Here is a 25159-nt window from a genome sequence, read left to right as displayed (position 1 = left end):
GCGGATGCCCGATTTTTCAGACACTGAAGGGCCAATGTGGGAGCGGGCTTGCTCGCGAAAGCGGTGGATCAGTCAATACATCCGGTGACTGTCACACCGCATTCGCGAGCAAGCCCGCTCCCACACAAGCCCGCTCCCACATTTTGATCTGCGCTTTAGTGCATCTTGCTGTGATCCATGGTTTCCGTCGCATTCAACGCACGGGCTTGGGCCTTCACTTCGATCGACTGCTTTTCACCCTTGGCATTTTCCACGGTGACGGTCAGCGGCACCTGGTCGCCTTCCTTGATCTGGGCGGTGAGGTCGATCAGCATCACGTGATAGCCATCCGGGTCGAGCTTGACGGCCTTGCCGGCGGGCAATGGCACCGAGTCCACCGGGCCCATGCGCATCACGTCGTCCTTCATGGTCATCTCATGGATCTGCACGGTCTTGGCGACCGGCGACGCCACGCTGAGCAGTTTGCTGTCGCTGTCGGCGGTGACGGTCATGAACGCGCCGCTGGACGGCTGGCCCGGTACCGAGGCGCGTACCCAGGCGTCGGTGACCACTGCCTGTGCGCTGGCGTGGGCGGCGAGGCCCAGCAGGGAGAGACCGAGGGCGAAGCGCTTGAGGTGTTGAACGGCAGTCATTAGCAGACCTCCATGACGGTGAGCAGGTCTTCTGCGCACTCTTTGGCGTTAAGCGAGGCAGACAAGCCCAGGCGCAGGGTGCCCCGGGTGTCGAACACAAAGCTGGTGGCGGTGTGGGAGAGGGTGTAGCTGTCGCCGGCGGGGATCTTTTCATAAAAGATCCCGAACTCCTTGGCGGCCACGGCGATTTCTTCCGGGGTGCCGTACAGCGCCTGGAAGCTGGGGTCGAAGGCCTTGACGTAGGCGTCGAGTATCTTGGGCGTGTCGCGTTCCGGATCCAGGGTGATAAACACCACCTGCATGATCTTGCCGTCGCGGCCCATCAGTTTTTTCGCCTGGGCCATGCGCGCCAGGGTGGTCGGGCACACGGCCGGGCACTGGGTGAAGCCGAAGAACACCACCGGCATCAAGCCACGGAAAGAGCTCAAGGTGACGGTCTCGCCGTCGGTGTTCTTGAGCTTGAAGGTACGGCCCATGATCTTGTCGCTCAGATCCTTGCCGTACTTGAAGTTCAGTTTCGGGCTGTTGTCACAGCCGGCCAGCAGGCCCAGGCCCAGCAATCCCATGCCGGAGAGGACTTTGCGGCGGGTGAATAACGTACTCATCAACTGTGCATCCTGTGAAGCGCCTGGGTACCACGAAGCGTTAAATCAGGCGAGGAGAGCGTGGCATTCTAACAACCCGGGCCTCTGGGCGTAATCTGCGACGTTCTGTCACAGGCCCTGCCGAGCAAGACCAAATGTGGGAGCTGTCGAGCTTGAGCGAGGCTGCGAAGGGATCGGCTCGGTATTCCTGCAAGACCGTGGCGCCTGCATCGCAGGCTCGCTAAAGCTCGACAGCTCCTACAGGGGGAATGGTAAAGTCGCCGCCATGAAACTCTCCCGCCCGGACCGTTCACTCATTGCCTGGACCCTGTATTTTTGCGTCCTGTTCAATGTGTTCGTCTGCGGTTTGGGCCATGGGCAGATGATGGGGCTTGAGCTCAATGGCCTGGGCGGTCAGTTCTGCTCAAGCCTGGGTACCAAGGCGCCGGCCTCGGATGCCGGCCTGGGCAATCCGACGGCCAGCAGCTGGTCGAACTTCTTCGCCTGCCCGGTGTGCTCCGCCGTGACCCTGGGCATCGTCTTCCTGTTTTGCCTGGCCTGGCTGTTGGGCCTGGGGCAAAAGCCGCGCCCGGCCCATGAGCGGCGCAACAAGGCCCCTCCGCGGTATTCCTGGCCTTCGGCCAACCCTCGCGCTTCCCCTGCATTCTGACGTGTGCCCCGGGCTTCCTGATACCAGGAGGCGTTCTATCGTCACGAGTGTGAGTGCGTTCCATGAGCTCTATCCTGCCTTCCGGCGCTGCCCGCCTGGTCAGCAAGGCGTCGCGCCGTCCGTCCCGCGGCGACGTGTTGCTACCGTCTGTCGAATACCCGAGTAACGCCCGCTGTTTCGTCCACCTGGATGCACGGTTGCTGCCGTACTGGCACACCTTGTTCGACATCTGCCCCGGTTTGCTCAAGCTTGACCCGCCGGAGGGCTTGAACCTGTTTCGCAGTTTCATGACTTGGGCTTACCGCAACCGTCCCTCCCTGGACTGGACCTACCATGTAAACGTGTGCCGTTGGCTGCTCGGTTCGGTGTATCGCACGCAGATCGATGAAGAGCCCATCGAAGCGTTCATGACAGCGGCCGCGGCCCGTTGGGTCAGCGATGACACCAGCCAGGTCCGGGGCGTGGTTGTGGCCTGGCAAGGCGCGCCGCTTCAGGTGGTGGACTGGAAGCCGGGCAGTGGCGTGGCGCTGCAAAGGCTGCCGCCGCTGCCCTGGGATTTCGCCTGGTGCACGTTGGACAGCCAGGGGCAGTTCAGCGGGTGGTTGCCGGTGCCTTGAGGTTCTGCTCAATCCATTGGGCAACGCTGGTCACGGCGATCTGTTGTTGCCCATTGAAGGTAATGGCAGGGTCCCAGGCCACGCCGTTGCCTTGGGCGAAGGCCACCCGGTATTTCATCAGGTTGTCCTCGGGTGCAGCGGCCAGTTCCGCTTCCAGGTAGCGCACCGACCAGCGTTCGCGTTTGAGGGTGAGCCCCAGTTGCGCATCCACGGTATCGGCCAGCTCGCCGTAGGTCAGGGTGTCGCCGGCGGTGTACACCACCTGATTGGTGATCGGCGGCGTGCTGAACAGGATGCGTGCCGTCAGCAGGCCGATGTCCTCAGGCGTGGTGACGGTGACAGCGGTGTCCCAATCTCCCAATGCATGCACGGTATTCTGCGCCAGGTCGACGACGCCGAAGGACGGTTCAAACAGGAAGCTGGTGAACATCCCGGTGGAGACAATCACCCATTGCGTGCCTTGCTGGGAGCGCAGCAAGTCGCGCACGTCAAGCTGTTCATCCCAGAGGTCCTGGGCCGAACCGCGGCCGATCACGTCGTAGTCCACACCGAACTGCCACGGTACATAACGTTTCACACCGCCTGCGATGACCGCGCGGGTCAGCTTGCGCTGAGTGCCGGGGCCTGCGGCAAAGCCGATGCAACTGATCACGGTGTGATAGTCGGCGAACACCGTTGCCAGCTCGGCCTCGGAGCCATTGGCCAGGTCACCCGCCAGCAGCTCAATGCCCAAGGCGCGCAGTTCGATGATTTCCTGCTGTTTGGCCGGGTCGGGGGAGTTCAGTGTGGCGGGGCGCAGCAACGCCGTCACAGACACATTTTGCGGTGCAGCCAGGCGGGACAGTTGGCGCAGTACCGCCAGGCCCAGTTCGCCGGCGCCCAGTACAAGGATCGAAGCAGTCATAGGGGTCTCGGTTCAGGTGAAAGTCATGCCATGCTTGCAGAATTGCCGACCGCGCATAAGAAGGCACACCAGTGATACCGGGAGTAGAAGGTGGATAACGACGAGATCATCAGGCGCTCACAAGCCGCCTGTGAAGCCCTTAGCGCCGATGAAGACGGGCTCAAACGGCAGGTGCTGACCCATGCGGGAAACCGCTGGTCGTTGGGCATCGTGCACCTGTTGGGCGTGAACGGCCGGCTGCGCCACGCCGAGATCGGCCGACGCATGGAGGGCGTCACCCAGCGCATGCTCACGCGGACCTTGCGCCAGCTGGAGCGCGATGGCCTGGTGCTGCGCCATGACTTCCAGGAGGTGCCGCCCAAGGTCGAATACCAGCTATCGGAGTTGGGCAAACAGCTGCTGGTGCACATGATTCCGTTGTGGACGTGGGTGGTGGAAAATGCCGACGGATTCAGGCGATCCCGGGAGCAGTTCGACGCTGATCAGGCGCTGTGATCAAGACGTGGGCCGGCAGTCTGCACGTTTGCTCGCAGGCCCATCCTCGGGAAACAGGTGCGCATGCAGGTAGTCGATAAACACCCGCAGCTTGGGCGTTGGATGGCGGCCCGAAGGCCACATGATCCGGAAGTTCTCTGCTTCCGAACACGCCTCCAGCACCGGCACCAATTGTCCGCTGTCGAGCCATTCACGAATGGCGAAATCCGCCAGGTAGGCGATGCCGATACCTTGCACGGCAAAGCAGATGCGCGCTTCCAGGTTGTTGCAGACCATCGCGGCGGGCAGTGGGAAATCAGCTTCCACCCCGTCCTGGCGCAGGGGCCAGCGCTGCATTTTGCCGGTGTTGGGGTAGCGGAACTTGATGCATGCATGCTGAGCCAGGTCTTCCGGCCGTTGCGGCGTGCCGCGCTCGGCGAGGTAAGCCGGTGATGCTACCAGCAGCATCCGGTAGCCGCCGATCAGGCGCGATGTGAGGCGCGAGTCGGGCGCTTCACCGCTGCGCAGCACGGCGTCGTAACCTTCTTCCACCACGTCCACGCGGCGGTCGGTAAAGCTCAGGTCCAGCTGCACCTCGGGGTAGGCTTTCTTGAATTGCGCGAGCACCTGCAAGAACGGATGGCCCACCAGCGGCAGGCTGACCTTGAGCCGGCCACGAGGCGCCGACACGGTTTGCGAAAGCTCGGCTTCGGCTTCGTCGATCTCCATCAGGATGCGCCGGCTGCGCTCCAGAAACAGCTCGCCCTCGGCAGTCAGCGTGACGCTGCGGGTGCTGCGGTTGAACAGGCGCACACCCAGGCGTTCCTCCAGGCGTACCACGCTCTTGCCGACTGCCGAGGCCGTTACGCCCAGCACGCGCCCGGCGGCGACAAAGCTGCGGGTTTCGGCGACCTGCACAAAAACATTCAGGGTGTTGAGGCTGTCCATCGAGGCTCCGGTTTGGCTGAGGCGAGGCCTGGCTACCTTATCCCGATTGCGGAACAAAAGCTCCGTAGACAGTGGAGCCGGCGCCCCCTTAATCCCGTGAGGACAGGCCCATATCCTTGTGGCATTGCCCATTCACGAGGAATACCAAGATGACCGACACCATGAAACGCTGGGAAACACCTGCATTGGGACTGCACACACTGCGCCTTGCCGACGTGCCACGCCCCATCGCGAAGGCCGGGGAGGTATTGGTGCGCGTCGAGGCCGTCTCGCTCAATTACCGCGACGGTGAAGTGGTCGAAAACAGCATGGGTGCCGACCTCACATTCCCATTCACGCCGGCCTCCGACATGGCGGGCACGGTGGTCGCCGTGGGCGAGGGCGTTACGCGTTTCAAGGTGGGCGACAAGCTGCTGTCGACGTTTTTTGCCGGATGGGTCGATGGCGCTCCGCTGTCCTGGAGTGAAGCGCCGCCTCAGGGTGGCCCGCTCCCCGGCATGCTCGCCGAGTACGTGGCAACACCTGCCGAATGGTGCGTGCATGCGCCCCTCAGCCTCACCGCAGGGCAGGCCAGCACCTTGCCAGTGGCCGCCTTGACGGCGTGGATGGCGCTGTTCGAACTGGGCCACCTGCACGCCGGCCATACCGTGGTGGTGCAGGGCACCGGTGGCGTCTCGTTGTTTGCGGTGCAACTGGCTGCGGCCAATGGTGCCCGCGTTATCATCACCAGTAGCAGCGATGAAAAGATCGCGCGTGCCATAGAGCTGGGTGCCACCCATGGCATCAACCGCAGCCGGGTACCGGAATGGCACACGGCGGTGCAAGCGCTGACCGATGGGCGTGGCGCCGAACATATCCTGGAAATGGCCGGCGGTGACAACCTCACGCGTTCCCTGCACGCGGTAGCCAACGGTGGGCGCATCTCGGTGATCGGCCTGCTGGAGAGTGACCAATTGAATGCTCCGGTCATGGCCTTGCTTGGCAAGCGGGCCTCCATCATCGGCATCTCCGTGGGGCCGCGCCGCGCATTGGAAGATCTGATTGCCATGATCGACCGCCACGGCATCGAGCCGGTAATCGATCACACCTACGGCTTCGAGCAAGTGCCCGAAGCCTTCGCTCATCTCGGGCGCGGTGCGTTTGGCAAGATCGTGATCGAGGTCGGCCGGTGATCTACATCATTCTGGGTCTTTTCGGCCTGTACACCCTGGAGTTTGGTGTGGTCGGCATTTTACCGATGATCGTCGAACGTTTCGGCATCAGCGTGTCTCAGGCCGGGTTATTGATGGGCTTGTTTGCGCTGATCGTGGCGGTGCTGGGGCCTTTCCTGGTGCTGATGGCGTCGCGCCTGGCGCGCAAGAAAATCCTGGTGGGCGCGCTCTTTGGTTTTTCCGTGTGCAGCGTGCTGTCGGCGTTTGCGCCGAACTTCGAAACCTTGATGGCGTTGCGGGTAATTCCGGCGATGCTGCACCCGGTGTTTTTTGCCGCTGCGTTTTCCACCGCGGTGTCCTTGTACCCCAAGGACCGCGCGGCGCATGCCACGGCCCTGGCGGTGGTGGGCACCACCTTGGGCCTGGTGCTTGGGGTGCCGCTGACCACATGGGTGGGCGCGAGTATTTCCTATGAGGCATCGTTCTTCTTCTGCGCTTTGGCAACGGGGTTGGCAGGTGTCGGACTGCTGTTGAAACTGCCCCATCATGAACGCCCGATGCCGCTGAGTTTCGGCAAGCAACTGGCGGTGCTGCGCAGCCTGTCGGTGTGGCTGGCGATCATCGCGACGGTGCTGGTGTTCACCACGATGTTTTCGGTCTACAGCTATGCCGCCGAGTACCTCAGGACCCAGACCGGCATGGATGGCCAGGCCATCAGCATCATGCTGGTGATCTTCGGCGTGGGCGGCGTCACGGGCAACCTGTTGGTGGGCCGGTTATTGGGCAAAAGCATGGTGGCGACGGTGGTGCTGTACCCCATTGTGCTGGCGGCGGCGTACGTGGTCTTGTACGCGTTCGGCAGCCCGTCGTGGTGGTCGATGAGCTTGATTGTGCTGCTGTGGGGCGCTGCGCATACCTGCGGGCTGGTGGTCACGCAAGTCTGGCTGACCTCGTCGGCGCCCGAGGCGCATGAGTTCGCAACCAGCCTGTATGTGTCCTCGGCGAATGCCGGCGTGGTGATCGGGGCGTCCGTGGGCGGGCTGTTTATCAATGCATTCGGCACCACCGGAGTGATCGGCTGCGGCTTGATATTTGCCGCACTGTCATTGCTTGTTATTGGGTGGAAGGCCTTGGCGTTCGGAGGCGCCAAGGCATTGCCCGCAGACCTGTGCGCTGCGCATTAGGCCTGCGGGGCCATGGTCAACGCAGGGTGTAGCCGCCGTCGACCACCCAGTCCTGGCCAAACACACTGCGTGCGCCCTGGCTCAACTGGAACAGGATCACATCGGCAATAGCGCCCGGCTCCAGGAATTGCCCATTGAGCAGGCGCTGATTGACTGTGGTGGCAACGCCGCCCAACGCTTCGTCACTGAGCCCCAAGGTGCTCCAGATCGGCGTGGCGGTGGGGCCGGGCGATACCATGTTCAGACGAATGCCATGGGGCGCCAGCTCCACCGCCAGGGTGCGCATTTGCGCCCGCAAGGCGGCCTTCGAAGCAATATACGCGGCGAGCCCAGGGAAGGTCGCCAGCTCCAGGAATGTACCGATAAATACCACCGACGCCTGGGCGGCCATTTGCTCGCGTAGGCTGCCGAGGGTGTTGAGAGCCGCGGCTCCATTGACGGCCCATTGCCGGTCAAAGGCGGCCAGGTCCAGGCCATCGGCCAGTTGTGCGATCCCGGCATTGGGCACGAGGTAATCCACCGGTCCGATGGACGCCGTCAACTGCGCCAGGCGTGCCTGGTCGGCAGCCTGGGTGACATCCCCCGCCAGCCAGTAGAGCTGCTCGTCAAAACGCTCCGCCAATGCGCCCAATTCGCCAATCTGTCGCGACATGGCGACCACTTGCGCACCTTGTTCAAGCAGCTTGCAGGTGACAGCCAGGCCGATACCTGAACTGGCACCGGTCACTACGGCAAGGCGGTGGTTGAAGTCATTGTTCATGGGGTTCTCTTTATAGATTGCCAAAGGGGCGCGCAGCACTGATCAGGATTCATGCCATATGAAAAGTTCCTATAAATCAGTTGGATATATTTTTTGTAGTCGATATGACACGAGTGTTATGTAGTCCTTATGACGTGCTGTAGTCGTTATGACCAAGGCCCGTTTTCGAGCTGATCGAAGGCTTGGCTTTTTTGCGATAGTTGTTGGCGTTATCGCGATGACGGCACTGGCACTTTCCTTGGTTAATGGCGGCTGTTTTCTCTACGTCAGGCTCATTACGTCATGTCGCTTATTCCGCGCAAAAAAGTCATTCGCCAGGTGATCGCCACCCGTCAACGCTTGCAAGCCATCAGCGTGCTGGGCGCTACCGGTTCGGTGGGCGTCAACGTATTGGACGTTATCGCGCGTCACCCCGAGCGCTATAAAGTCTTCGCCCTCAGCGGGTTCACCCAACTGGAGCTGTTGAAAAAACAATGCTTGTTGCACCGTCCGGACTACGCCGTGGTGCCCACGCCGCAAGCCGTGGCGACGCTGCAGAAGCAACTGTTGGAGGAGGGCTCTCAGACTCAGGTAGTGGGCGGCGAAAGCGGTCTGAAATTCGTCGCCGGTCACCGGGATGTGGACACGGTGGTGGCCGCTATCGTCGGTGCGGCGGGCTTGAATGCAACGATGGCCGCCGTCGAGGCCGGCAAGAAAATCCTCCTGGCCAACAAAGAGGCACTGGTGATGTCCGGTGCGTTGTTCATGCAGGCGGTGCGCAGCAGTGGGGCGGTGCTGTTACCGCTGGACAGCGAGCACAACGCAATCTTTCAGTGCCTGCCGTCCCATGCTCAACACGGCCTGGCCCACGCGGGCGTGCGGCGCATTCTGTTGACTGGCTCCGGCGGGCCGTTTCGCCAAACGCCGATGGCGCAACTGCACAACGTAACGCCGGACCAAGCCTGCGCTCACCCGAAATGGTCCATGGGCCGCAAGATTTCGGTGGACTCGGCAACCCTGATGAACAAGGGACTCGAACTGATCGAGGCCTGTTGGTTATTCGGCGCCAGGCCGTCCCAGGTCGAGGTAGTGATCCATCCGCAAAGCGTCGTCCATTCGCTGGTGGATTACGTCGACGGCTCAATGCTCGCGCAGTTGGGGAACCCGGACATGCGCACGCCCATCAGCCATGCCCTGGCCTGGCCGCAACGGATCGATTCAGGGGTTGAACCACTGGATTTGTTCAAGGTGGCCCGGCTGGATTTCGAAGTACCGGACGAGAAGCGCTTTCCTTGCCTGGCCCTGGCGCGCGAGGTGGCGGATGTGGGCGGCACGGCACCGGCGTCGCTCAATGCGGCCAATGAAGTCGCGGTGCAGGCCTTTCTGGACGGACGCATCGGCTTCATGCAGATCGCCGAGTGCATCCGGCATGTGCTGGACAAGGAGCCGGTGGTGGCGGTGACGGACCTGTATGGCGTCATGGAGGCCGACGCCAGTGCCCGCCGGTGGGCACTCGGATGGCTGAATCAGCACTATCAGCGATGATCAGCCGTAGCTGACCCGGTCGCGAATCTTCAGCACAGCCTTATGGTCGGCCAGCACTTCCGGGAGTGAACTGCGCAGGTACTCCACCCAGGTTTTGATTTTTGCATCCAGGTAGTGCCGGGAAGGGTAGATGGCGTACAGGCTCAGTTCTTCCAGGCGGTACTCGGGCAGGACTCGCACCAGAGTGCCGCTGCGCAGCCCCTTGATTGCCGCATGCACCGGCAGGATGCCCACGCCCATGTCGTTGCTGATGGCGGTCTTCATGGCGTCGACCGAGTCCACCAGGAACGGCGAGCTGCTGATGGTGACGCTCTCCTGGCCACGGGGGCCGTCGAACGTCCAGTCTTCCAGCGGGATCACCGGGCTGACCAGCCGCAGGCAGGCGTGGCTGAGCAGGTCTTGCGGCGTTTGCGCGGCACCATGGTTTTTTATGTAGGACGGTGAGGCGCAGACGATGCTGTAGGTCGTGCCCAGTTTCTGTGAAACGTGGCTGGAATCGGGCAGGTCAATGGCCAACACAATCGACACGTCGAACCCTTCGTTGACCAGGTTCGGCGTGCGGTTGCTCATGCTCAGGTTGAACGTCACGTCGGGGTAGTTCTTGCGGTAGCATGCGATGGCGTCCACCACGTAGTGCTGGCCGATGCCTGTCATCGAGTGCACTTTCAACTGGCCGGTAGGGCGTGTGTGGGCGTCGCCGGCTTCCAGCTCCGCTTCCTCGACGGAGCGCAGGATTTGCTCGCAACGCAACAGGTAGCGTTTGCCGGATTCGGTCAGTGCGGTACGGCGTGTGGTGCGGTTGAACAGGCGGGTTCGCAGGTGGGTTTCAAGGTTGGAAATGGAGCGCGAAATATGGGTGGTGTTGCTATTCAACTGCACTGCCGCGCCAGTAAAACTGCCGACTTCGGCAACGCAGCGGAAGATGCGCATGTTCTGCAGGATGTCCATCGATGCTCTCCAGGTGGAACGTTTTTTAGTGTGGCATGAACTCATCCACGGCTGTAAACGCTATTTATTGTGGATTTTTACGTAACAGTCATTCACGTTTCTGATGACTTACCGGGGCGCATGGAAGCCCCTAGAGTCGCCGCCCCATTTCCCGTCAGCCGGAAGGTCGCGTGCCTCGACTCACTGTTCGTCGTTTCAATATCGCCGGTAGAGCGGGCCGCTGGCTGGTGTCGCTGCCCTGGCGCCGGGGCTTCATGGAGTGGGCCCGCAGCGATGGGGTGATGTGGATCTACCTGGGCAAGGTATTGATCGCCTCGTACCTGACCCTGTGGCTGGCGATGCGCCTGGAACTGCCACAACCGAGCACCGCGATCACCACTGTGTTTATCGTGATGCAGCCCCACAGCGGGCACGTCCTCGCCAAGAGTATCTATCGCTTCATCGGCACGTTGGTGGGCTCATCGTTCATGGTGCTGTTGATGGCCCTGTTTGCCCAGAGCACCGAGCTGTTTCTCGCGGGCCTGGCATTGTGGGTGGGGTTGTGTTCCGGTGGTGCCGCGCGCAATCGCAACTTCCGCGCCTATGGATTTGTGCTCGCCGGCTACACGGCGGTGATGGTCGGGCTTCCCGTGGTGGGCCATCCGCAGCAGGTATTCATGGCGGCCGTCTGGCGAGTGCTGGAGATCACCTTGGGGATCGTCTGCGCGACGCTGATTAGCGCCACCGTATTGCCTAAAACCTCCAGCGTGGCGATGCGCAACACGTTGTACCAACGCTTTGGCCGCTTTGCCGGATTTGTGCGGCAGCGCCTGCGTGATACCGGTGACCAGGCGGCCTTCGAGAGCGCCAACCTGGGGTTTATCGCCGAGGCCGTTGGCCTGGAAGTAATGCGCAGCGTCAGCGTGTTCGAAGACCCTTACATGCGCCAGCGCAATGGGCGAATCAACCGCCTCAACAGCGAGTTCATGGCGATCACCACGCGTTTCAACGCGCTGCATCAACTGCTTGAACGGGTTCGCCTGCGCGGTGGCGTGGAGGTGGTCCAGGCCGTCGATCCGGGGTTGATCGCGTTGGCCGAGCTGCTCAAACCCTTCGCCGGGCACCCATTGACGGACCGTGACGCGGCCGTGCTGTCCACCGAACTGAAAGTCTACAAAGCCGGCTTGCCAGACCGGGTCCGGCGCCTGCGTGCGGCGTTGCAACATACCGCTCCCGTAGCCGATGACCTGCTGGACTTTCACACCGCGTATGAACTGCTCTACCGCTTTGTCGACGAGCTGCACAGCTACGCCCAGACGCATGCGTCCCTCGCCGATCACAACCATGTGCGAGAGCAATGGAACGAACCGTTTCAACCTCGGACCAACTGGCTGGCGACCCTTGCGGCCGGGTTGCGCGCCGCGGTGGTGTTACTGGTGCTCAGTACGTTGTGGATTGCCACCAGTTGGCCCAGCGGCGCGGCCATGACCCTGGTGTCGGCGCTGACCGTAGGCCTGTCGGCGTTTTCTGCCAACCCTAGGCGCATGTCGTTTCAAATCGCCTGCGGTACGCTACTGGCAGCGGTGATTGGCATTTTCGAAGTGTTTTTCGTGTACCCGATGATCGACGGTTTTCCGTTGCTGTGCGTGGTCATGGCGCCGGTGATCGTACTGGGTTCGTTCTGGCTGGCGAGGCCGCAATTGGCCGGCTATGGCCTGGGCATGCTGGTGTTTTTCGGCACCAGCTCAGTGCCTGCCAACCTGACGCTGTACAACCCCTACGGGCTGATCAATGACTATCTCGCCATGGTGTTTGGCATGTTGGTGTGCGCCGCGGCGGGGGCGATTATCCTGCCACCCAACAGCCCTTGGCTGTGGCGCCGGCTGGAACAGGATCTGCGCCGCCAGGTGGTGGTTGCCATCAGCGCGCCGTTGCCGGCGCTGGGCTCCGGTTTCGAAAGCGGCACCCGCGACCTGCTCAACCAGGCCTACAACTTTGCGGCGGGCAGGGCATCGGTGCAGCATCGCCTGCTGCGCTGGACGTTCGTGGTACTGGACGTGGGGCACGCGATCATCGAGTTGCGCCGCGAGCAGGCCCGGTTGCCGGCGCAGGCCTGTTACGCCGAGAGCATGCCCTGGCGCCTCGCCATCCGGGCAATGGGTCGCGCACTGGTGCGGTTGTTCGTCAAGCCTGGGCCCGGTTATTTGCAGCGCGCGCTGGAGGCTGTCGAGCACGCCATTGAGTGCGTGCAACAGACCGATGAGCCATTCGCCGGGAACTTTGAGACTTCAGCCCTGAGACGGGTGGAAAGCTACCTGCACTTCATCCGCACCTCGCTGCTCGACCCGCAATCGCCGCTGGTCCACTACAACCAGCCGGGAGAAAAAGTGGCGCAATCGAGCGACTAGTTGGCGGGCCGGAAGGAGTCTGGATGAGCATCAATCTCTATACTCGAGGGGCATGATCTTTCAGGAGTTGCCCATGTACGCCGGTCTTTGCAATCACGCCTGGGTCGCTTCGATCATCGATGGCATTCGTGAACAACGTAGCGCGATCCGCGACCACCTGGAGGCCCAGTACCTGCTGGAAGTCGAAACCGCCCGACTCGCTGCGCGCCGTCGCACCCTGGAGGATATCCGCCGGTTGTGGCACGCCCTGGCGCGGCGTGGCGAATATAACCTCGGGGATCAACTCGACGATTTCGTCGACCGCGACCAGGCCTTGCACGGTGCGGTGGCCGTGGCTTCCCACAACGTGGTCTTGCAGTCGATGTACCGCGCATTCAGCTCTTCGTTCCACAGCCAGTATCTGGCGATTTTTGCCGACAACGAGTTGTATGAGCCGGGGCTTGAAGCCCATGCGCAAGTCGTCCAGGCGATTATCTTTGGCGATGAAGACGCGGCAGTCGAGGCGGTACGCGCGATGTTCGATCCCATGCTGGAAAAGCTCCGCTGGCTGTCGGAGCGAGACGGCACTGCAGCGTGAGTCGTTGTACTCGCAGTTGACTTAAGACCTCGTGGGAAGCCCGTTCCAGACGCCTGCGCGTCGTCCTCATTGTTACAAAAACTGGAAAAGTGAATGCCCGTTTTGGCGGCTGTTTTCACAACCGCCAGGCCTATATCGTGCGCGCCTCCCGTCGAATGAAAACACTGCAACACACAATAAAAAACGGCTGCCATCACTGGGTCGACGGGACAGTCGTGTTCACTGTTCGGAGCCTTCATGAACCACAAGACTTACCTGGCCCTGGCCGTTTCTTTCGGCGTTGTACAGCAGGCGGCTGCATCGGGTTTTATCGACGACAGTAAAGCGACCCTGGACCTGCGCAACTTCTATCTCAACCAGGACACGCGCAATGCCAAGGGGGCCTCGGACCGGGAATGGGGCCAGGCCTTCATGTTCAATTATCAGTCCGGTTTCACCGAGGGGGTGGTGGGCCTGGGGTTGGATCTGCAAGAGCTGTACGGCGTACGGCTGGATGCGTCAGGGCGTGCCGGCAAGGTGGGGGAGGACAACACACCCGGTAGCGTCTTCCCGCTGTCTGATGGCAAGGCTGCCAATGATTTCAGCAAGACCGGGGTCACCGGCAAAGTGCGCATCTCCCAGACCCAACTGAAAGTGGGCACGCTGATGCCCCGGGTGCCGGTACTGATGTATGAAGACGGCCGGTTGTTGCCCCAGACTTTTCGTGGCTACCAGGTGGACTCCAAGGACCTGAAAGACTTCAACCTCGTCGCCGGCAAAATCGAGCAGGTGCTTGACCGTAACTCCAGCAACGGCCAGGGCTTGTCCATCGCTGGCGCAAACGATCCGGTCAAGGGCACGTCCAGCAATCAGTTTTACTACGGTGGTGTGGATTACGCCGTAAGCAAGCAGATGCAGTTGCAGTATTACTACGCGAATCTTGAAAACTTTTACCAGCAACACTTCTTCGGCCTGTTGCACAACTGGCAGTTGCCGGTGGGCCAGTTCAAGAGTGACCTGCGCTACTTCCACAGTACCTCGGACGGTAAGAACTCCAGTGCGGCGGGGCGTGCCGAGGGCTACGTCAGCTCGGGTTACTACGGGCCGGGCGTCAACAATGGCAAGGTCGACAATAACCTGTGGAGTGCCTTGTTTACTTATTCGCTGCAAGGCCATTCGGTGAGCCTGGGGTATCAGAAAACCACGGGCGAAAGTGACTTCCCCCATATCAACCAGGGGCAGGGCCGCTCGGTGTATTTGATCACCAACTCCCAGTCGTTGAAGTTCGTCAACGCCGGGGAACAGGCCACGGTGGCCAGCTATGCCTATGATTTTGCGAACCTGGGCGTGGCGGGGCTGAAGACCAGCGTCACCTACATACATGGCAGCCACATCCGCACGGCAGGTCGTGACAATACCGAGTGGGAGCGGGACGTGCGGGTTGACTATGTGATTCCTGCCGGCACCTTCAAGGGGCTTGGGTTCATGTGGCGTGGTGCGGTGCTGCGGGGTAATGACAGCGCTGACAAAGACGAAGCCCGGTTGATGGTCAGCTACAGCATTCCCTTGCTGTAGGCCGGCTCAACGCTGGGCGAAATACCTGGCCGGGCTGCAACCGAACACCGAGCGGAACACGGCGATAAAGCTGCTGGAGCTTTCGTAGCCAATCGCGGCGGCGGTGCTGCTGACGCTTTCCCCCGCCGCGAGGTTTTCCAGGGCCACCATCATCCGCAAGCGTTGGCGCCAGGCGCCGAAGCCCATGCGGGTCTGGGCAGCAAACAGCCGCTCCAGGGTGCGTGCACTGGCGCCTACCTCGAAGGCGATTTCCTTGAGCGGCCGAGTGTCGTTGGGGTTTTGCTTGATCAGGTTGGCGGCGCGCACCGCGCGTTTATCCGAGGGTTCAGGCAGGTAAAAGGCGTCTTGCTCAAGCAATGCCAGGTGGTCCAGCAGCACGGTGCCCAGGCGGCTTTCGCGGCTGTGCTCGGGGTACTCGCCTGGCAGTTGCGCGCAGGCCAGGATCAGCTCGCGCACCAGCGTCCCGACATTTAACACTGCGCAGCGGGCCCACGGTGGAATGCTGGCCGCGCCCTGACGCACATATACGGTACGCATCGACACCTGACGCGAATGCTTGAAGGTGTGGCTGACACCTGGCGGAATCCAGAGCGCCCGCTGCGGTGGCAGAACCCAGATGCCTTCGGCCGTCAGTACCGTCATCGAACCTTTGATGGCGTACATGATTTGCGCGTGTTCCGGGTGAACGTGAGGTTCACGCAAGCCGGGCAAATACTCCCGGACCAAACCTTGCACGGGGGCCGCGCCAAACTTAATCGATGGGTGTTCAAGCATGGCGCGATCCCGATATTTTCTAGATAAGGAGGGATTTTGTGCCAGATCAAAAGGGCTGTAAAGCCGCAGTTTGGCCTACCGAAAAACCGTCGGATTGGCTAGGGCGCTTGGGTTTGCGGTTGGGTACTGTCGATGCTTTTGGCGTGCGCCCTTCAAGGAAACCTCACCGATGTCCATCGGAAAAAACTTCGCCGGCGTCATCGCCTTCATGAAAGTCGCGGCCAGCGAAAGCTTCAGCGAGGCAGCACGCGACCTGGGCATTTCAGTGCCTTCGGTGAGTCGCAGCATTACCCGCCTGGAAACCCAACTGGCGATCAAGCTGCTGGAACGCACGACCCACAGCGTAGCGGTCACGCAGGAAGGGCGCCGGTTTTTTCAAGAGTGCCTGCCCAGTGTCGAGCATCTGTTGCGCACGACCGAAGCGCTGAAACACGCTACCCAGTCGCCGTCCGGCGTAGTGCGCGTAAGCTCTACCGTGGGTTTTGGGCGCAAGTGCATTGCGCCGCTGTTGCCTGGGTTCTGTAAGTCCCACCCGGACATCACCCTCGAATTTGATCTGAATGATCGCCATGTGGATTTCGCCGAAGGTCGCGTGGATGTCGCGATTCGCAACGGGCGGCTGGAGGACGCCGATGTGATCGCCAGGCAACTGGCGCCGATGAGTTTCGTCACCTGCGCCGCGCCTGAGTACCTGCACTCAGCCGGCTACCCGCAGACCCTGGAAGACCTTGCGGCGCACAAGACTATCGCCTTTCGCCTGGCGCAGTCGGGCAAGCCGCATGTGTGGGAGTTTGAAGTCGACGGGCAGTTCATACGGCTGCCGTTGCCTTACAGCCAGTTGTTCAATGACCCGGAGCTAGTGGCGCTCGCGGCCGTAGCCGGCGGTGGTGTGGCACAGCTGGCCGGCTATCAGGCGCAGCACTGGATCGCGCAACAGCGTTTGATCGTTTTGCTGCCGGGTTATGCGGCGCAGGCGCGGGGCAGGGGGCATTACATCTGCTATCGGCAGCGCGACAAGATACCGCTGCGAGTCAAGCTGTTCGTCGACTACATGGTGCAAGCCTTCCAGGCATGACCATTGGGTAAAAGGCTTTTGCCTGGGTGCCTAATTGTCGCGGGTGGCGATGGCTGGGCACTATCCGGGTGATATTTATCACCGGGAAATCAATATGTTAAGCAAAGCTATCAAACCCTGGCTGGAATGGCTGTGGCTGCTGCCGTTCGCCGCGGCGCTGTATTATCCGTGGGCGCTGGCGTGGAGTAACCAGGCGCATGTGGCAGGCGCCGGCACCCCGGTCGTCCTGGCGCTGATCCTGAGTGCCTATGCGGTGCCGCTGTTGGCGTTTGCCTGTGTGTATGTCACCGGTGTTCAACCGGTCATGAGCGCACGCCTGGTCCTGGCGCGACGCTTGTCGTGCCTGGCGGTGGCTGCGCCTCCTGCGTACACGCTTATGGGCGTCTTGCTGTACCTGATGAAAATCGAGGGCCACGACATCGCGGTATGGAGCGGGCTGTGGCTGGCGCTGGCGGGCTTTTTTGCGATGGTGTCGTCAACGGGCCCGAGCATCAGCCTGGTGACCTTGGACAAGACCTATATCAAGCTGCGTGTCGCCCACGGCATCGCCTCGGTGGCGATCCTGTTGGTGTTTCTCGCGCCGCACCTGTTCAACCACCTCCTGGGTGTACTGGGTACCGATGTGCATAAGTCGGTGATGGACGTGCTGCGACGGGTGTATCGCAATGGCTGGCTGGAGCCGGTGATCATTGTCACGTTTTTCTTTCAGATTCTCAGCGGGCTGGTGTTGATTCGCCCGAAGACCGTCACGCGTGCCGACCTGCTGGACGCGTTACAGACCGCCTCCGGCGCCTATCTCTCGCTGTTTATCGCGTCCCATATCAACTCGGTGTTTACCCTGGCGCGTTACTTCGGCACCGACACCGATTACGCCTGGGCCGTGGCCGAGCCCGTAGGGTTATTGGCGGATCCATGGAGCATTCGGCTGCTGCCGCATTACTCGCTGGCGGTGTTCCTGCTGATTGGGCATCTGGGTTGTGGTTTGCGAGGTGTATTGCGTAATCACAATGTCAGCGAGTCACGCAGTTCGCTGTTGACCTGGCTGGTGATCGGCATGGGCGCCATAGTCACGATCATCATTACCAGCGGCATGCTGGGGGTCAGGGTTTAGGCTGTTTACGGCACCGTAAAAAGTATTGGCTTGTGTAATTCAAAGCACTCAACGTATTATCAAAGATCTTGCTTGGTTATATGATTGATGGGCATTGCGCCACTACTCCGGAATCTGTCCTTCCTGCAATGGGCTTGAGTACGGCGTGAGGCTTAGGCTGCGATGGACTGCGCAGCGCTCGTGAATCCTGAACCGTTGGTGTATCCGGGACACTGCGGCGCTGGAATTGCGGTTGCTGCGCAGCCCATCGCAGCCTCTTTCTTACAGGCGGCGGGGCTGGATGCTGTAGGCGCAGCGCCGGTCCCCGGAAATCAAATGCTCGCGCCGCTCCACCACATTCTCATCGCCCAGGGCTGCCTGGAAGATCTGCAGTTCCGAGCGGCAGAACCCCTGGCATTTACGGGCGGCGACGCAGATCGGGCAGTGGTTCTCCACCAGCAGCCAGCCATCGTCCAGCGGCTCCATCTGCGCCATGTACCCGGCGCGTTCGCGAATCTGTACCAGGATCTCGACTTTCTCCCGCAAGGTCGACGCGGCGGAGCAGGCCTGGGTGTATTCGTGCCTGGCCGTCGCTTCCATGCTGGCGATGACTTTTTCCACGCCTTCACTGCCAAAAATCCCTTCGATGGACTCGATCAGGTGCAAGGTCAGCACGCTATGGGAATCCGGGAATTTGCTCTGGGCGGTCTCGGTCAGGGTCCACTTCAAGGATGGCCGACCGGCACCCGAGATGGGGGCTGATACGCCGACGATCAACTCCGCGACCTGCAACTTCTGGATTTGCTGGCGGGCGGCTTCGGAGGTGATGTCCAGCAGCGCAGCCAGGTCCGTGGTTTTCAGTGGGCCACGGGTCTTGAGCAGGAACAGGATGCGGTCCCCGGTGGATGCCTGGCTGTCGTCGGTGGGTGTGGCGTTCATAGATCGGGAATAACCATGGAAGTGACCGGCTCATTTGACCACAGCACGCACGTTGGGGCACCCCTTGATCCGCGTGAAGGTACGGTTCCCGTTGATTTGTATCGAAAGCATTCTGCTGGCCCATTCCGGATTGTCCCCTCGCTACCATCGACCGCCTGCCCAACCCACGAGGGAAAAGGAATGAGTGAGACCCCCGATAGCCTGAACACACCACCCGAGGGATACAGCGACTGGCTGTCCGATCTCAAGAGTCGAATCCACTGCGCCCAGCAACGCGCCACCCTGGCGGTAAACCGCGAGCTGGTGTTGCTGTACTGGCAAATCGGCCAGGATATTCTGACCCGGCAAGCGCGGCAGGGCTGGGGGAGCAAGGTGATTGAGCGGCTGGCGCAGGATTTGCGTTCGGCGTTTCCGGAAATGAAGGGTTTCTCGCCGCGTAACCTGAAGTACATGCGCGCATTTGCGGAGGCGTGGCCGGACTCCGAATTTGTGCAACAGGCTGCTGCACAATTGCCCTGGGGCCATAACCTGGTGTTGCTGGACAGGCTGCCCGGGCCCGAAACCCGTCGCTGGTACATTGCCCAGGCCATCGAGCACAACTGGTCGCGCAACATCCTGGTGATGCAAATCGAAGGTCGCCTGCTGGAACGCAGCGGCAACGCGGTCAGCAACTTTGACGGACTGCTGCCCAAGGCGCAATCCGACCTGGCTCGCGAATCACTTAAAGATCCTTACCGTTTCGACTTCCTGGGCCTGTCCCTTGACGCGCAGGAGCGTGAAATCGAAAACGCCCTGGTCAAACATGTCACCGATTTTCTGCTGGAGCTGAGCGCCGGTTTTGCCTTCGTGGGTCGGCAGGTGTTGCTGGACGTGGGAGGCGAGGAGTTTTTCGTCGACCTGCTGTTTTATCACCTCAAGCTGAGGTGCTACGTGGTGATCGAACTCAAGGCCGGTAAATTCAAACCCGACCATCTGGGGCAGTTGGGCTTTTACCTCGCTGCGGTAGACGCCCAGCTCAAGCACCCGCAGGACAGCCCCACCATCGGCCTGCTGCTGTGCAAGAGCAAGAACGAAGTAGTGGCCGAATACGCTCTGCGTGACAGCTCCCGTCCTATTGGGGTTGCCGAGTATCAGCTGGTGGAATCCCTGCCGGCAGAGCTGCAAACCAGCCTGCCCAGCATCGAACAGATTGAACGTGAACTGGCAAGTGATCGCCCCTCCACGGCCAGTGCTTCGTAGTACTGTGCCGACAGGCTGGACATTGGCAATCGCGTCGGCACAATGAGCGCCTTGAAAGGAACTCACCCAAGGAAAGCCATGGCCCGCCGTATTCATTCTGCCTACCCAATGTTGTTGCTCGCTGGCGCGCTGATAGGCGCAGCGATGCCTGCCAGTGGCGCGTCCTTCGATTGTAAAAAGGCCTCCACCACGGTGGAAAAGTCCATTTGCGCCAGCCCTGAATTAAGCGAACTCGACACTACGCTGGGCCTGTACTACAGCCAGGCAATGGCCAAACTGGCACCCGACCAGCGCGACGAATTGCGCCGTGGCCAGCGCACGTGGTTGCAGACTCGCAACGCGTGTGCCGGTACCCCGGAACAATTGCCCGGCTGCCTGCAATCCCAACTGAGCCAGAGAGTGGTCGAGGTGGGAACCGTCACTCACAAAGACACCGCAGCCCTTGACGCAATCATTGCCAGTATTCCGTACCATCCGGCCCAGGCAGCAGAAGGGCTTCGGCGCTACCCGATGAACGATCTGGCCGCCGCCTGGTTGGTCTACCTGCAGCGTTTTGAACCTGATAGTGGCGTTACGGAGAATGAGGCAGAGGAGAATCGCAAGCAGGTTCTCATAGCACTCAAGGAAGACAGTTTTCCCTGGTCGATCTGGCAGGACCTGCAGAATGATCCTGCTGTCAGCCGTGACCGGGTGATGTTGACCTTGCTGCGCATGATGATCGAGCGCCAACAGTATGAGATGTACGCCGACCAACGCCCGTATGTGCACTGCTTTGTCTTCAGCCGGCAGGGCGAGGTCGCGTATGAGTCGTTCGGATCGTTGTACGGCTCCACCCGCGACAGTTTTGCGCCGATCTGTGCCCCACAGGGTGATCTGTTTGCACAGCCGGCCTGGAAGCGGCTGGACGATTCGTTTACCGCGCCTTTGTCCACTGCATCGCAGAACGAAGGCACCATCCGCTTTGCCAGCTACGCCGACTGGAACACGCTTTCCCTCAAGGCCACCGCGTCGCCTCGGCTGTTTCTCCAGCCAGGCACCGCAGCGCAGGCCCAGGACCCGGAATCAGCCCTGCGCAACTGGGGCGCGGATAAACAGTGGCCTGCCAGGCAACGCCAGCAAGCGCTGGCCGCCATTGAGCCCGCACGGCAAGCGACGAGTGACTGGCTGCAACGCGAGCGCGGCTTCTCTGCTGCTGATGCCAGGCAAGCAGCCCGGGAAATCGTTCGGCAGTGGATGAACCTGCGCCTGGACTTTATCGGCGGCCCCAGCGAGAACTAATCGGTCAACTGCCCGATTCTGGCACGGCCTTTTTGCCGGTCTTGGTACCGGGATGCTGGGTCGAGGTGCCTTTATGGCGCGTGCTCTTCACGGTTTTAGACGGTGCAGGTGCTTTCGTTTCAGCGTCCTTGTTGCCACTGCTGTCAGCCCCGGACGGGCTGCTGGGATAGGTGCCGGGCGGCAGTGCCGAGCCAGGAGCGCTGTTGCCGCTCAAGGCAGGCGTCTCGGGTGCGGTGTTGTCGCCGAAGGCCGCGTAGGCGGGTGCATACAGTACGAGCGCCAGGCTGGCGACAAGTACGATCCTTTGGGAAATGCTGGTCTTCATGACTCAATCCCTCTTGGCGATGGGGACCGAAGCCCGGAGCACATCCAGGCTTCGGCGACGCCTCAATCAAGACTTCTTGGAGCCTGGGGCGTGGCTATGAGCCCCGCCTTTTTTGCCCGCCTCAGAAGCCTTCTCGCGGTCATTGGCGAAGTTGCCGCCTGAACCCTGGCCGCCGCTTTTACGGTTTGGGTCTTTCTGGTCTTTGTGACCAGCACCTGGGGTAGTTTTTCCACTATTAGCCATTTTGAAAACCCTCAATGATGAGCGAATCAATGGTGTTGCCTAATTGGGAATCCTCCAGCCAATTCAAAGTTTGAAATAGTTTCCAGGCATGCGACGAATGGACATCAAGCCGCCATTGGCTTCGCGCCGGGTGCTTTCTTGTGCGCGGCTTTCATCGCTTCCATCTCCGCGCCCAGCTCTTCCAGCAAGGCCTTGCCCAACAGCTTCCTGGCCTGTGGGAACATCTCGCTTTCCTCTTCCTCGATATGGTGCTCCAACAGTTCCTTGACGACTTTCACCCGGCCGGAAAACTCGGTGGTGGAGGGCGAAGTCTGCTTCAGGTCCGGAAGGACGAGGGAGTCGACAGTGCGATGTTCTTCCTTGGCCTCGTGGTACATGATTTCCTGATCCTTGCCGCCGGCCTTGCGAAAAGCCGGGTAGAGGATTTCTTCCTCAAGGCGGGTGTGGAGGCTGATTTCCATTTCCAGCTTGGCCAGGAGCTCAGTGCGCTTCTTTACGCCGCGCTCGGTCGATTCACTGAGTTGATTCAGGATGGCTTTGACGCGTTCGTGGTCGGCCTTGAGAAGATCAATGGCATTCATGGGTGACACCTCACGGGTAGCGAAAGGGCGGGTCGAATTGCCCGCCTGTGCAGACCTCTACAGCATGAGTTGTACCAAGTTGAACAAAATATTTATCTGCTTATAAAACAATAGGTTATGTGTGATAAAAAGCGGCTCTGGTCGTGCAGGTTGCACGGTCGAGTGGTGGCTTGCATGCATTAAACAATGCTTAGCCGCCGCTGACTTTCCAGTGCTTGATGTCGTCGGCAAACACGATCTGCTCGACCTCATGGGCAATCCCGTAGGCCAGTGACTCGTGGGCGGCGATGACTTTTTCCTCGGCCGAGAGGCACTTGAAAATATCCAGGTGGGTTTCGGCGCTGGCGGTTTCCAGTTCGTAGATTTTCACGTAGCGCGCCAGGTCGTTGTCCAGGCTCGACAGGTATTCCCGCAGGCGCTGGTGGTCTACCGAGTTCTGGTTGAAGTACCAGTTCATCGGATGAATCAGGAAGCGCGAGTGTGGCGTGGTGATCCGGCGGTTTGCCGCCAGGAACATGATGATGCCCATGGACTCGATATTGCCCGCATTGATCGCACACAACGGCACCGGCAGGGACTTGAGGAAGGTGTAGAGGGTAAAACCGAAATTGGTGCTGCCGCCGGTGGTCGACAGGTTCAACAGCAACGAACTGGCGCCTTGATCGATCGCGTCCAGGCAGCAATCACGAAAGCGCTCGGTGGTGCCCTGATCGATCTGGCAGTGAAAGTGGATGATGTGCTCGGTCATCCCGGGCCTCCAAGGGGTAAAAGGTAGTGTCCGTTTGAGTCTAGAAGGTTACGGCCCGTGTGCCGCAACCGTTGGGCGAGAGCCATCCGTTGCAATTTTAATGAACCCTCGGGCGCGTTGCTTGACCTAACGCATACGACCTCAGGAGGATGAATCATGCAAATCGAATATGTCTGGATTGGCTTGGCGGTGATTCTGGTGCTGCTGGAACTGTGGGCGATCAACAGCGTTCTGCGCAGTGGCAGTGGCTGGGAGACCAAGGGTTTATGGCTGGTGGTACTGATCTTCATGCCGCTGTTGGGGCTGATCCTCTGGGCGCTGTTTGGACCCAAGGGTGTGAACCGGGCGACACATGCCACTGAGCATGGCAAAGGCTAAGACAGAATCGAAAAAAAACAGGCGCCCGAGGGCGCCTGTTTGCATTGGCGGGCGTCAGGCCGCCAGTGTCTTGGCAATGGCCTCATTGAACGCCGGCAAATCGTCGGGCGTGCGCGAGGTTATCAGGGTCCAGCCATTGGCCGGGCATTCCTTCACCTGCGTATCCACCCAGTTTGCTGCGCCGGCATTGACCAGGTCAGTGCGCACGCTTTTGTAGGAGGTGAGGGTCTTGCCGCCGATCACGCCGGCATCAATCAGGGCCCAAGGGCCATGGCAGATGGCGGCTACGGTTTTCCCGGCCTTGACGAAGTCGTTGATCAGCCGCAGTGCATCGGCGTCCTGGCGCAGGGTGTCGGCATTGACGGTGCCCCCGGGGATGACCAGTGCATCGAAGTCACTGCCGTGCAGGTCCGAGAGCTTGGCGTCGGACTCTACCGTCCTGTCTTTCTCGGTGTCCTTGAGAAAGGTCTGGGTGCTGCCACCTTTGCTGGAACCGTGGGTCACCGTGGCGCCGAAACCACGCAGGGCTTCCAGCGGCTTGAGCAACTCGTCGCGCTCGATACCGGTGTTGGAGGTGATGATCAGAATCTTCTTGCCGTGCAGTTGCGAACTCATGGTCGAGTGTCTCCTGAGTGGGTCAATGATTAATTGGCGTGTTGGGACTGCAACTCCTTGGCCATCTTCAGATGGGTTTCGAGAGTCGGCAGGGTCTTCTCGGCAAAAGCCTTCAGTTCGGCGTTATCCGAGGAGGCGGCTTCTTTTTTGAACAGGGCCACGGTGTCTTCGTGGGCCTTTACCTGGTTGTCGGCGTAAGCCTTGTCAAAGGACTCTTCACGGATTTCCAGGATCATTTTCTTGGCCTTGTCGGTGAGGCTGGCATCGTCGGGCACCTTGATGTCGAGCTTCGTCGCCAGGGCCGTCAGCTCCTGGTTGGCCTTGGTGTGGTCGGTGATCATGTGCTGGGCAAACGCCTTGATATCAGCGGCACCGCTCTTTTCCAGCGCCAGTTTGCCGGCTTCTACTTCGGTGATGCCGCCCTGGGCTGCGGCGTCAACGAAGTCATTGGAAGTGGCGGCCATGGCCACACCCATCGAGCCCGCGGCCAGCGCGAAGGTCAGTCCCATTTGTTTCATCAGCAAGTGCTTCATGATGCTTCTCCTGAAGAGTGGCGCGATGCCGTTACCTGACTGTTGAGCGGGTGCCTGAGCAAAAGGTTTAAATTAATTTGCGCTTATTTCTCCGGGCCGCAGCCCACGCAATTTCCTTGAACTATCAAAAAATCATGGGCTCTGCTGCATAACGGCTCCGCGCTGGAGCCTGATCTTTTAACAGCAGGAGAATCACCATGGGCACTGAAAAAACCACTGACAAAACCCCCAATGCAATCAGCTCCGAACAGGCGCAGAAAGGTCGCCAGCTTGACGAGAAGGACAGTTCCTTGCAGCGCCCAAACCCCAAGACTGAAACCGTTGATAAGGTGATCACGCCGACGTCCATCAAGGACACACAACGGCAAACCGAGCAGATCAACGAGCAAGCCGCCAAGGCCGAGCGCAAGCTGGGTCAGTGAAGAAC

At 60.6% G+C, this 25159-nt stretch carries 29 protein-coding genes; 15 read left to right on the top strand and 14 right to left on the bottom strand.

The window, feature by feature from the left end; translation table 11 throughout:
• Nucleotides 1-155: 155 nt before the first annotated feature.
• On the bottom strand, nt 156-632 hold the full coding sequence (locus HX811_RS03775; RefSeq protein WP_003207356.1) for a copper chaperone PCu(A)C: 477 nt from the start codon (nt 630-632) through the stop codon (nt 156-158).
• A complete protein-coding gene (locus tag HX811_RS03770; RefSeq protein WP_003207358.1) occupies nt 632-1237 on the bottom strand; it encodes an SCO family protein in 606 nt (201 codons plus the stop codon). The genes HX811_RS03775 and HX811_RS03770 overlap by 1 nt, the downstream gene beginning before the upstream one ends.
• A 265-nt stretch (nt 1238-1502) precedes the next feature.
• Here HX811_RS03770 and HX811_RS03765 point away from each other — a divergent pair, with 265 nt between their 5' ends.
• Both HX811_RS03765 and HX811_RS03760 read left to right on the top strand, forming a co-directional pair.
• Nucleotides 1503-1886 (top strand): DUF2946 domain-containing protein, encoded by a 384-nt coding sequence (locus tag HX811_RS03765; protein ID WP_003207359.1) that lies wholly within the window; start codon nt 1503-1505, stop codon nt 1884-1886.
• A 62-nt stretch (nt 1887-1948) separates the two neighbouring features.
• On the top strand, nt 1949-2503 hold the full coding sequence (locus tag HX811_RS03760; protein WP_003207361.1) for a putative natural product biosynthesis protein: 555 nt from the start codon (nt 1949-1951) through the stop codon (nt 2501-2503).
• Here the strand turns inward: HX811_RS03760 and HX811_RS03755 are convergent.
• A complete protein-coding gene (locus tag HX811_RS03755; protein WP_177044809.1) occupies nt 2478-3407 on the bottom strand; it encodes an aromatic alcohol reductase in 930 nt (309 codons plus the stop codon). The genes HX811_RS03760 and HX811_RS03755 overlap by 26 nt on opposite strands.
• Before the next feature lie 90 nt (nt 3408-3497).
• Here HX811_RS03755 and HX811_RS03750 point away from each other — a divergent pair, with 90 nt between their 5' ends.
• Nucleotides 3498-3902: a helix-turn-helix domain-containing protein gene (locus HX811_RS03750; protein ID WP_003207365.1), complete on the top strand. Its 405-nt coding sequence runs from the start codon at nt 3498-3500 to the stop codon at nt 3900-3902.
• Here the strand turns inward: HX811_RS03750 and HX811_RS03745 are convergent, their stop codons facing one another.
• Nucleotides 3903-4829 (bottom strand): LysR family transcriptional regulator, encoded by a 927-nt coding sequence (locus HX811_RS03745; protein ID WP_003207367.1) that lies wholly within the window; start codon nt 4827-4829, stop codon nt 3903-3905.
• Nucleotides 4830-4978: 149 nt separating this feature from the next.
• Here HX811_RS03745 and HX811_RS03740 point away from each other — a divergent pair, with 149 nt between their 5' ends.
• Entirely contained in the window at nt 4979-6001 is a 1023-nt protein-coding gene (locus HX811_RS03740) for an NAD(P)-dependent alcohol dehydrogenase (protein ID WP_003207368.1), read from the top strand.
• Complete coding sequence (locus HX811_RS03735) at nt 5998-7164, top strand: MFS transporter (protein WP_003207370.1); 1167 nt, start codon at nt 5998-6000, stop codon at nt 7162-7164. The genes HX811_RS03740 and HX811_RS03735 overlap by 4 nt, the downstream gene beginning before the upstream one ends.
• Nucleotides 7165-7180: 16 nt before the next feature.
• On the opposite strand, the gene HX811_RS03730 is transcribed toward HX811_RS03735, so the two are convergent.
• On the bottom strand, nt 7181-7924 hold the full coding sequence (locus tag HX811_RS03730; protein WP_177008595.1) for an SDR family NAD(P)-dependent oxidoreductase: 744 nt from the start codon (nt 7922-7924) through the stop codon (nt 7181-7183).
• 282 nt (nt 7925-8206) lie between these two features.
• Here HX811_RS03730 and ispC point away from each other — a divergent pair, with 282 nt between their 5' ends.
• Nucleotides 8207-9448: a 1-deoxy-D-xylulose-5-phosphate reductoisomerase gene (ispC, locus tag HX811_RS03725; protein ID WP_087692420.1), complete on the top strand. Its 1242-nt coding sequence runs from the start codon at nt 8207-8209 to the stop codon at nt 9446-9448.
• Here the strand turns inward: ispC and HX811_RS03720 are convergent, their stop codons facing one another.
• Nucleotides 9449-10396 carry a LysR family transcriptional regulator gene (locus HX811_RS03720; RefSeq protein ID WP_177044807.1) on the bottom strand — a complete coding sequence of 316 codons (948 nt, stop codon included), beginning with the start codon at nt 10394-10396 and terminating at the stop codon, nt 9449-9451.
• 254 nt (nt 10397-10650) lie between these two features.
• On the opposite strand from HX811_RS03720, the gene HX811_RS03715 reads away from it, so the two are divergent.
• From HX811_RS03715 to HX811_RS03705, 3 genes are all read left to right on the top strand, one after another.
• On the top strand, nt 10651-12783 hold the full coding sequence (locus HX811_RS03715) for an FUSC family protein (RefSeq protein WP_087692419.1): 2133 nt from the start codon (nt 10651-10653) through the stop codon (nt 12781-12783).
• Between the two features lie 73 nt (nt 12784-12856).
• Nucleotides 12857-13360, top strand: a complete 504-nt coding sequence (locus tag HX811_RS03710; RefSeq protein ID WP_003207381.1) for a FadR/GntR family transcriptional regulator — start codon at nt 12857-12859, stop codon at nt 13358-13360.
• Nucleotides 13361-13597: 237 nt separating this feature from the next.
• Complete coding sequence (locus HX811_RS03705; RefSeq protein WP_177044805.1) at nt 13598-14914, top strand: OprD family outer membrane porin; 1317 nt, start codon at nt 13598-13600, stop codon at nt 14912-14914.
• A 6-nt stretch (nt 14915-14920) separates the two neighbouring features.
• On the opposite strand, the gene HX811_RS03700 is transcribed toward HX811_RS03705, so the two are convergent.
• Nucleotides 14921-15649, bottom strand: coding sequence for a helix-turn-helix transcriptional regulator (locus tag HX811_RS03700; protein WP_158213527.1), 729 nt, complete (start codon nt 15647-15649; stop codon nt 14921-14923).
• Between the two features lie 208 nt (nt 15650-15857).
• On the opposite strand from HX811_RS03700, the gene HX811_RS03695 reads away from it, so the two are divergent.
• On the top strand, nt 15858-16763 hold the full coding sequence (locus HX811_RS03695; protein WP_003207388.1) for a LysR family transcriptional regulator: 906 nt from the start codon (nt 15858-15860) through the stop codon (nt 16761-16763).
• A gap of 94 nt (nt 16764-16857) precedes the next feature.
• Nucleotides 16858-17874 (top strand): hypothetical protein, encoded by a 1017-nt coding sequence (locus HX811_RS03690; protein WP_177008590.1) that lies wholly within the window; start codon nt 16858-16860, stop codon nt 17872-17874.
• A gap of 261 nt (nt 17875-18135) precedes the next feature.
• On the opposite strand, the gene HX811_RS03685 is transcribed toward HX811_RS03690, so the two are convergent.
• Entirely contained in the window at nt 18136-18792 is a 657-nt protein-coding gene (locus tag HX811_RS03685) for a metalloregulator ArsR/SmtB family transcription factor (protein WP_177044803.1), read from the bottom strand.
• Nucleotides 18793-18972: 180 nt separating this feature from the next.
• Here HX811_RS03685 and HX811_RS03680 point away from each other — a divergent pair, with 180 nt between their 5' ends.
• Together HX811_RS03680 and HX811_RS03675 are read left to right on the top strand one after the other, a co-directional pair.
• Nucleotides 18973-20031: a YhcG family protein gene (locus HX811_RS03680; protein ID WP_177044801.1), complete on the top strand. Its 1059-nt coding sequence runs from the start codon at nt 18973-18975 to the stop codon at nt 20029-20031.
• 78 nt (nt 20032-20109) lie between these two features.
• The gene (locus tag HX811_RS03675; protein ID WP_177044799.1) at nt 20110-21309 is read left to right on the top strand and encodes a lysozyme inhibitor LprI family protein; all 1200 of its coding nucleotides are present in this window, start codon (nt 20110-20112) and stop codon (nt 21307-21309) included.
• Nucleotides 21310-21313: 4 nt separating this feature from the next.
• Here the strand turns inward: HX811_RS03675 and HX811_RS03670 are convergent, their stop codons facing one another.
• From HX811_RS03670 to HX811_RS03655, 4 genes are all read right to left on the bottom strand, one after another.
• Entirely contained in the window at nt 21314-21634 is a 321-nt protein-coding gene (locus tag HX811_RS03670; RefSeq protein WP_177044797.1) for a hypothetical protein, read from the bottom strand.
• A 66-nt stretch (nt 21635-21700) separates the two neighbouring features.
• Nucleotides 21701-21877 carry a KGG domain-containing protein gene (locus HX811_RS32170; protein ID WP_177045051.1) on the bottom strand — a complete coding sequence of 59 codons (177 nt, stop codon included), beginning with the start codon at nt 21875-21877 and terminating at the stop codon, nt 21701-21703.
• A gap of 104 nt (nt 21878-21981) precedes the next feature.
• Nucleotides 21982-22458, bottom strand: a complete 477-nt coding sequence (locus HX811_RS03660; protein WP_008435010.1) for a hemerythrin domain-containing protein — start codon at nt 22456-22458, stop codon at nt 21982-21984.
• Nucleotides 22459-22648: 190 nt separating this feature from the next.
• A complete protein-coding gene (locus tag HX811_RS03655) occupies nt 22649-23206 on the bottom strand; it encodes an ATP-dependent Clp protease proteolytic subunit (protein ID WP_008435011.1) in 558 nt (185 codons plus the stop codon).
• Nucleotides 23207-23362: 156 nt separating this feature from the next.
• Here HX811_RS03655 and HX811_RS03650 point away from each other — a divergent pair, with 156 nt between their 5' ends.
• Nucleotides 23363-23584, top strand: coding sequence for a PLD nuclease N-terminal domain-containing protein (locus HX811_RS03650; RefSeq protein ID WP_003207401.1), 222 nt, complete (start codon nt 23363-23365; stop codon nt 23582-23584).
• Nucleotides 23585-23638: 54 nt separating this feature from the next.
• On the opposite strand, the gene HX811_RS03645 is transcribed toward HX811_RS03650, so the two are convergent.
• On the bottom strand, nt 23639-24199 hold the full coding sequence (locus HX811_RS03645) for a type 1 glutamine amidotransferase domain-containing protein (RefSeq protein WP_003207402.1): 561 nt from the start codon (nt 24197-24199) through the stop codon (nt 23639-23641).
• Nucleotides 24200-24228: 29 nt separating this feature from the next.
• Complete coding sequence (locus HX811_RS03640) at nt 24229-24732, bottom strand: DUF4142 domain-containing protein (protein WP_003207404.1); 504 nt, start codon at nt 24730-24732, stop codon at nt 24229-24231.
• A gap of 197 nt (nt 24733-24929) precedes the next feature.
• On the opposite strand from HX811_RS03640, the gene HX811_RS03635 reads away from it, so the two are divergent.
• The gene (locus HX811_RS03635; RefSeq protein WP_087692412.1) at nt 24930-25154 is read left to right on the top strand and encodes a hypothetical protein; all 225 of its coding nucleotides are present in this window, start codon (nt 24930-24932) and stop codon (nt 25152-25154) included.
• Nucleotides 25155-25159: the final 5 nt, after the last annotated feature.

Origin of the sequence: Pseudomonas sp. F8002, from assembly GCF_013385495.1 — a bacterium.
Lineage (GTDB): Bacteria > Pseudomonadota > Gammaproteobacteria > Pseudomonadales > Pseudomonadaceae > Aquipseudomonas.
The sequence above is the reverse complement of the archived record's forward strand: the minus strand, read 5'-3'. Positions and strand labels throughout refer to the sequence as shown.